Consider the following 7,092-nt stretch of genomic DNA (forward strand, 5'->3'; position numbering starts at 1 on the left):
CGCGACGCTTGCGCAGCTGAACCTGCTCGGCATCGAGGGGGCGGCGGCCGCGGCGCAGGCGATCGCCGGATTCGCCGCGCAAAACCCCGCGGTGCGGCTGCTTGTCGCCTTTTCCGCGAATTACGAATTTCTCGGCCCCGGCACGCGCCCCGACCGGCAGGCGCTTGACGCGCTCTGCCCCGACCGCCCGCTTCTGGTGCTCGCCGTCGATGGCCATGCCGCCTGGGCGAACACCGCGGCGCTGCAGGCCGCGGGGCTGATGGCGGCGGTGCCCGCGCTCGAGGGGGCCGAGGTGGTGATCGGCGCCGATGGCCGCCCGAATGGCGAGCTGCGCGAGGGCGCGGCGATGGCGCTGGTGCTGCGGCTTTCCGCGAATGGCGGGCGCGACGGGCTTGCGATGGCGGGCGAGGAGCCCAAGGCGGTCTCGCCGGAAGATCGCGCCGCCGACCGCGCGACGCTCGCCGCGGCGCTTTCCGCCTGTGCGGCCCATGGCATCACCACCGCGGTGAACATGGACGGCAACCTCTACCTCGCCGATCTTCTGGCCGAGATGGACCGCGAGGGCGCGCTGCCGATCCGCGTTTCGACCGCGATGCGGCTCTCGCCCACCCATGACGACGCCCGCATCGCCGAGCTGATCGCGGCGGCGGCGCGCCCGGGCAGCGACCGGCTCGGCTTTGGCCGGATCAAGATGTTCCTCGACGGCGTCTTCGACACCTGGACCGCCTATCGCACCGACGACTACCCCGGGCGGCCGGGCTTTCGCTCCGAACCGCTCTTCAGGCCCGAGCGTTTCAACGCGCTTTGCATCGCGGCGGATGCGCGGGGTCTGCAGATCCAGGTGCATTGCGTGGGCGACGCGGCCGTGCGCATGGCGCTTGACGGCTATGCCGCGGCGCGGGCCGCGAACGGGCACCGCGACGCCCGCCACCGGATCGAGCATATCGACATGCTGCACCCCGACGATCTGGCGCGGATCGCCGATCTCGGCGTGATTGCCTCGATGCAGCCGGTGCATCCGCCCGGCTCGAGCGGGCTGCCGCTGGAGCCCACCGTCTCGATCATGGGCCGCGATCGTTGGCGCGACACCTTTCCCTGGGCCGCGCTCGCCGGCGCCGGCGTGCCGCTCGCCTTCGGCACCGACTGGCCGACGGCGCCGCTTTCGCCCTTTGGCGCGATCCACGCGGCGCTCTCCCGCCAGCCCTGGGCCGCGGATGTCCCCGATCAGCGGCTGCCCTTCGCCGCGGTGATCGCCGCCTATACCGCGGGCGGGGCGCAGGCGCTTTTCGCCGAAGACCGCCGCGGGCGGCTCGAGGCCGGGATGGAAGCTGATCTCGTGCTGCTCGCCGGCGATCCGCGCGCGCTTGCCGAGGGCGCCGGGGAATGCCATGCCGCGCTGACGATCTGCGCCGGCGCGATCGTGCATGAGGAGACACTCTGATGCTGACCCGGATCGAGGATATCCTCGCGACGCTCGTCGCCTTTCCGACCGTCTCGGCGCGCTCGAACCTCGAGCTCGTCGACTGGGTCGCGCGCTTTCTGAGTGACGCCGGATTCTCCGTCACTCGCATCGCGGCGGAAGGCGAACCCAAGGCCGGGCTGCTCGCGCGCTTTGGCGCGGGGCAGGGCGGCACGCTGCTTTCCGCCCATACCGATGTCGTCCCGGTCGAGGGCCAGCGCTGGAGCGTCGAGCCCTTCGCGCTCACCCCGCGCGGCGACCGCCTGCATGGCCGCGGCACCACCGACATGAAGGGGTTTGTCGCCTGCGTTCTGGCACTGGCCGAAACCCTGCGCGCCACCCCGCCCGCGCGCCCGGTCTCGATCGCGCTCAGCTGGGACGAGGAGCTCGGCTGCCGCGGCATTCCGCAGATGATCGATCGGGTGATCCCGACGCTCGGCCGCCCCGATCTGTGCATCGTGGGGGAACCCACGCTGATGCGCCTCGGCCTCGGCCACAAGGGCAAGGCGAGTTTTCGCGCGACCTGCCATGGCACGGCGGGCCATTCCGCGATGGCGCCGCGCTTCACCAATGCGCTGCATCTGGCCGCCGATCTGATCGCCGCGCTGCGCAGCGAACAGGCGCGGCTTTTGCGCGAGGGCGCGCAGGACGCGGCCTATGACATCCCCTGTTCGACGGTCCATGCCGGGCGGATGCAGGGCGGTGTCGCGCTCAATATCGTGCCCGATCTGGCCGAGGTCCTGTTCGAGATCCGCCATCTTGCCAGCGAGACGACCGAGGAGATCCTCGCCCGGATCACCGCGGATCTGCCCGCGGGCGTCGAGATCACCCCGACCGGCGCCTATCCCGGCCTTGAAAGCGACCCCGCCACCCCCGCGATCGCCGCCTTCGCCGCGCTGCTGCCCGATCCCGCGCCGGTGAAGGTCTCCTACGGGACCGAGGCGGGCTTCTTCGCGGCGCGCGGCATTCCCACCGTGGTCTGCGGCCCGGGCACGATGGACGACGGCCATCAGCCCGACGAATCCATCGCGCGCGACCAGCTCGCGCTTTGCGCCGCGATCCTCGCGCGGCAGCTGCGCGGCTGAACGCCGCGGCAGCTGTCACCCCGGCGCCACATGGGGATTTTTCCCCAATGGAGCCGGACCTCACGAAGGCGTTAACGTTTGTGACACGCACGCGGCTGATTTCGCGCGCTCCGCTTTTTCGAGGATCCTGTGAAGTACCAACGCCTTTTCCGTCCCGTCATGCTTGCGTGACAGCCGAAGCGGCGCGAGCCGTCGAGGGGTGGTGAGCCTCGCACCACTGATGGCGGCGGACCGGCCCGCGGGCGCGGGTTTCCCCTGTTTCCCGGCACGGATCGGCGCTAGGGAGGGGCGGGCCAGCGGGGCCCGGCGCTCAGAGGACGACCGATCATGCTCACCCTTCCGCACGACAGGCCCATCGCGGGCGATCTGCTGCATGTCCGCCTGCCCGACGCGGGCGCCGGCCGCATCGTGCGCCATATCGCCGAGGCGCTGCCCGCGATCGCCGACCGCCTCGCCGCGGGGCTTCTGCCGGGCGATCCGGCGGTGCTCGTCGGCACCAATGACAGCGGCGACGCGCAGAAGGCGCTCGACGTCGGCGCACATGAGCACATGCTCGCCGCGCTTGCCGGCTGTTCGATCCGCCACGTGCTCTCCGAGGAGGCCGAGGCGATCGTCACCCTCGACCCCGAAGGCGAGTTCGACGTCGCGATGGATCCGATCGACGGCTCCGGCTCGATCGGGATCTGCGCGCTTCTCGGCATGCTCTTCGTGATCTACCCGGCCGGCGACGGCAGCTTCCGCCGCCCCGGCAGCGAGGCGGTCGCCGCGGGCTATGCCTGTTTCGGCCATTCGGTCGATTTCGTCTGGTCGCTCGGCGACGGCGTCCATATCGCCACGCTCGACCGGCAATCGGACGATTTCCGCATCGCCGCCGAGAACATCACCCTCAAGCCCGAGACCTCGATGATCGCCTATAACGCCTCGAACGAGCGGTTCTGGCGGCCCGGGCTACAGGCCTATCTGCGCGACGTGATCGAGGGCAAGGACGGCCCGCGGGGCAAGAATTTCAACATGCGCTGGCTCGCCGCGGCGGTGGGCGATCTGCACCGGATCATGCTCAAGGGCGGGGCGTTCCTCTACCCGCAGGACCGCCGCAAGGGCTATGAGAACGGCCGGCTGCGCCTTGCCTATGAGGCGATCCCGATCGCCTTCATCGTCGAGCAGGCGGGCGGGCGCGCGAGCGACGGGCGCAATCGCATCCTCGACCTCGTGCCGGCGGCGCCGCATGCCTTCTGCCCGCTGATCTTCGGCTCGGCCGGAGAGGTGACGCGGATCGAGGCCTATATCGCCGAGCATGGCTGAGGGGCGCACGCCCGGTTTTCCGAAATTCGCGAAATGTCGGAAAACCGGGAATACGACGTGAAATCAGTCCATTGAAACGGATCAGGCCGCGCCCTCTCCGGGCGGGGTGATACGCAGCGCGCGCAGCGCGTTCAGGATCGCGGCGACGTCGATCGCCTCCTGCAGCAGCGCCCCCTCGACCGGGGTGAGAAAGCCGAGCGCCGCCGCGATCATCCCGGCGAGCGAGAGGCCGATGCCGACGAAGACGCTCTGCCGCGCGATCGCGAGCGCGCCCTGCGCCACCGCGATGCCGCTCACCAGCCGGTCGATGCGGTCGACGAGCAGCACCACATCGGCCGCCTCGGCCGAGGCCGCGGCGCCGCGCGCGCCCATCGCCACGCCGACATCGGCGGCGGCGAGGGCAGGGGCGTCGTTCACCCCGTCGCCGACCATCATCACCGGCCCGTTCTTGCGCTCGGTGAGCACGGTGAGCACCTTGCGGTCGGGCGTCAGTTCGGCGCGCAGCCCGTCGAGGCCAAGCCCCTCGGTCACCCGTTCCGCCACCGCCGCGCGGTCGCCGGTGGCGAGCAGGATCCGGGCGATGCCGCGCCCGCGCAGCGCGGCAAGCATCTCGCGCGCGTCCTCGCGCAGCGGATCGGCCATCACCAGCCAGCCCGCAAGCCGCCCCTCGATCCCGAGCGCGACGAGCACCGCGCCGGGCGCCTGCGCCGGTGCCTCGATCCAGCCGAGGCCAAGCTCGCCCGCGACGAAACCGATGCCGCCGACCACCGCGCGCCGCCCCTCGACGGTGCCGATCAGCCCCTCGCCCGGGCGTTCGACCAGATCGCGCGGCAAGGGCAGGGCAAGGCCGCGGCGGCGCGCCTCGGTCACCAGCGCCTGCGCCACCGGATGCTGCGAGCCCTGATCGAGCGCGGCGGCAAGGCGCAGCACCTCGTCTTCGGCGAAGCCCGGCTCGGCCTCGATCGCGGTGATCCGCGGCCGGCCGTCGGTCAGCGTGCCGGTCTTGTCGAGGATCAGCGTCTGCACCGCGGCCATCGCCTCGAGGGGCTTGGCGCCCTTGATCAGCACGCCGAAATGCGCCGCGCGCGAAAGCCCGGCGACAAGCGCGACCGGCACCGCGAGGATGAGCGGGCAGGGGGTGGCGACGACGAGCACGGCGACCGCGCGGATCGGATCGCCGGTGAGCGCCCAGGCCGCGCCGGCAAGCGCCAGCGTCACCGCGAGAAAGCCCACCGACCAGCGATCGGCGAGCCGCGACATCGGCGCCTTCGAGGCCTGCGCGCTTTCGACGAGGCGCACGATCCCGGCATAGGTGCTTTCCTCCGCGCGCCGCGTCGCGACCAGCTCGAAGGCCTCGCCCGCGTTGGTCGCGCCGCTCATCGTCTCGTCCCCGTGGGCGAGCTTCACCGGCAGCGACTCGCCGGTGAGCGCGGAAGTGTCGAGAAAGGCGCGCTCCGAGGCGACATGGCCGTCGACCGGCACCACATCGCCCTGCCGGATCAGCAGCCGGTCCCCGGGCACGATCGCGTCGAGCGGCACCTCCTCGAGCGTCTCGCCGGTAAGCCTGCGCGCGCGCCTTGGCACCCGGGCGAGCAGCGCGTGCATCTCGTGCCGGGCGCGGCCCTCGGCGTAGGATTCGAGGAAACTCCCGCCGGTGTACATCACCGCCACCACCGCCGCCGCGAGGCTTTCGCCGAAGACCAGCGCCGCGCTCATCGAGAGCGCCGCGACGATGTCGAGCCCAACCTCGCCGCGCCAGAGGCTGCGCGCGATCTCGACGATAAGCGCGGCGAGCACCGGCACCACGCCCGCGACCCAGATCGGGGCGGCGAGATCAGGGCGCGCGGCGAGGCGGGCGAGCAGGCCCGCGATCAGCGCGGCGAGCGCGATGGAAAGCAGGATGGCGGGGAGGGAGGGGCGGCGGAGCGCGGGCATCGGGGCGGACCTGGCAAGGCTGCGCGGGGGCAGCGGCTGGGATGGCGCCAGTCTAGCGCGCGGGGCGCGCCTTGCACAGCGGCGCCGATGCCGCGGCCCGTCCCGGTCTCAGGTCTCGTTCGGGCGCAGCGGCGCGCGGCTCATCTCGTTGTTGTGCTCGGCGATCTTGTGCATCAGCGCGAGCAGCTGGTCCTGTTCCGCCGCGTCGAGCCCGGCGACCATCCGCGCCTGCGCGCGCCGCACCGCAGGGCGCACCGTCTGCAGGATCGAGGCGCCGCGCTCGGTCAGCCGCAGCCGCCGCGCGCGCCGGTCGGTCTCGCTCACCGTGCGTTCGATCAGCCCGCGGCTTTCGAGCCGCGCGATCACCCCGCCGATCGTCACCCGGTCATAGGCGATCATTCCGGCGAGCGTCGCCTGATCCACGTCGGGGTGTTCCTCGAGCATGCTCAGCGCGGCGAATTGCACCGGCGTGAGGTCGAATCCGGCGCCACCCACCTCGGCCGCGAAGGCGGAGACGGAAATCTGGTGCATGCGGCGGATCAGGTGCCCCGGAAGGTCGTAAATCGAAGTCATGCCTCTGCCTAGTGCAAGGCCGCGGCTCAGGCAAGCGCGGCGGAGCCATGCGAATTATGCATATCTGATATTGACACGCATACTAATGATACGCATGCTACCTATCGTCAAGACATCGAGTCGCTAGGGGAGGAGTGACATGGACAATGCCATGCAGCCGGCGGACAGCCCGGCACTGCGTCAGCTTTACGCGGATTTCAAGGCGCAGCATCTGAACCCGCTCTGGACCCAGCTCGGCGATCTGATGCCGCGCCATCCGCGGCCGAAGGCGGTCGCCCATGTCTGGAAATGGGCCGATCTCTATCCGCTCGCGCAGGCCTCGGGCGAGCTGGTTCCGGTGGGTCGCGGCGGGGAACGCCGGGCGATCGGGCTTGCGAACCCCGGGCTCGGCGGCGAGGCCTATATCTCGCCCACGCTCTGGTGCGCGATCCAGTATCTCGGCCCGAAGGAAACCGCGCCCGAACACCGCCATTCGCAGAACGCCTTCCGCTTCGTGGTCGAGGGCGAGGGCGTCTGGACGGTGGTGAACGGCGATCCGGTGCGGATGTCGCGCGGCGATTTCCTGCTGACCCCGGGCTGGAATTTCCACGGCCACCACAACGAGACCGACCAGCCGATGGCCTGGATCGACGGGCTCGACATCCCGTTCTCGTTCCAGAACGACGTCGGCTTCTTCGAGTTCGGCTCCGATCGCGTCACCGATTACGCCACGCCGAACTATTCGCGCGGCGAGCGGCT

At 71.1% G+C, this 7,092-nt stretch carries 6 protein-coding genes; 4 read left to right on the forward strand and 2 right to left on the reverse strand.

Annotated features, from left to right (window positions below):
- The 3 genes from AB7U46_RS17145 to AB7U46_RS17155 all read left to right on the forward strand — a co-directional run.
- Positions 1 to 1,441 (forward strand): amidohydrolase (locus AB7U46_RS17145; protein WP_428338201.1); only part of this gene is annotated, 1,441 nt, incomplete at its 5' end.
- Entirely contained in the window at positions 1,441 to 2,544 is a 1,104-nt protein-coding gene (gene argE / locus AB7U46_RS17150; RefSeq protein ID WP_428338202.1) for an acetylornithine deacetylase, read from the forward strand. The genes AB7U46_RS17145 and argE, both read left to right, overlap by 1 nt.
- 327 nt (positions 2,545 to 2,871) lie before the next feature.
- The gene (locus tag AB7U46_RS17155) at positions 2,872 to 3,846 is read left to right on the forward strand and encodes a class 1 fructose-bisphosphatase (RefSeq protein ID WP_428338203.1); all 975 of its coding nucleotides are present in this window, start codon (positions 2,872 to 2,874) and stop codon (positions 3,844 to 3,846) included.
- Between the two features lie 81 nt (positions 3,847 to 3,927).
- On the opposite strand, the gene AB7U46_RS17160 is transcribed toward AB7U46_RS17155, so the two are convergent.
- Positions 3,928 to 5,781, reverse strand: a complete 1,854-nt coding sequence (locus AB7U46_RS17160; RefSeq protein WP_428338204.1) for a heavy metal translocating P-type ATPase — start codon at positions 5,779 to 5,781, stop codon at positions 3,928 to 3,930.
- 108 nt (positions 5,782 to 5,889) lie between these two features.
- On the reverse strand, positions 5,890 to 6,354 hold the full coding sequence (locus AB7U46_RS17165; RefSeq protein ID WP_428338205.1) for a MarR family winged helix-turn-helix transcriptional regulator: 465 nt from the start codon (positions 6,352 to 6,354) through the stop codon (positions 5,890 to 5,892).
- 139 nt (positions 6,355 to 6,493) lie between these two features.
- Here AB7U46_RS17165 and AB7U46_RS17170 point away from each other — a divergent pair.
- Positions 6,494 to 7,092 (forward strand): cupin domain-containing protein (locus AB7U46_RS17170; protein ID WP_428338206.1); only part of this gene is annotated, 599 nt, incomplete at its 3' end.

The organism is Paenirhodobacter sp., assembly GCF_050177655.1.
Classification (GTDB): Bacteria; Pseudomonadota; Alphaproteobacteria; order Rhodobacterales; family Rhodobacteraceae; genus Rhodobacter.

What these genes read in the sequence shown, in the direction of transcription:
- argE (WP_428338202.1), top strand. Translation starts at nt 1,441, where the DNA reads ATGCTGACCCGGATCGAGGATATCCTCGCGACGCTCGTCGCCTTTCCG.
- AB7U46_RS17155 (WP_428338203.1), top strand. Translation starts at nt 2,872, where the DNA reads ATGCTCACCCTTCCGCACGACAGGCCCATCGCGGGCGATCTGCTGCAT.
- AB7U46_RS17160 (WP_428338204.1), bottom strand. Translation starts at nt 5,781, where the DNA reads ATGCCCGCGCTCCGCCGCCCCTCCCTCCCCGCCATCCTGCTTTCCATC.
- AB7U46_RS17165 (WP_428338205.1), bottom strand. Translation starts at nt 6,354, where the DNA reads ATGACTTCGATTTACGACCTTCCGGGGCACCTGATCCGCCGCATGCAC.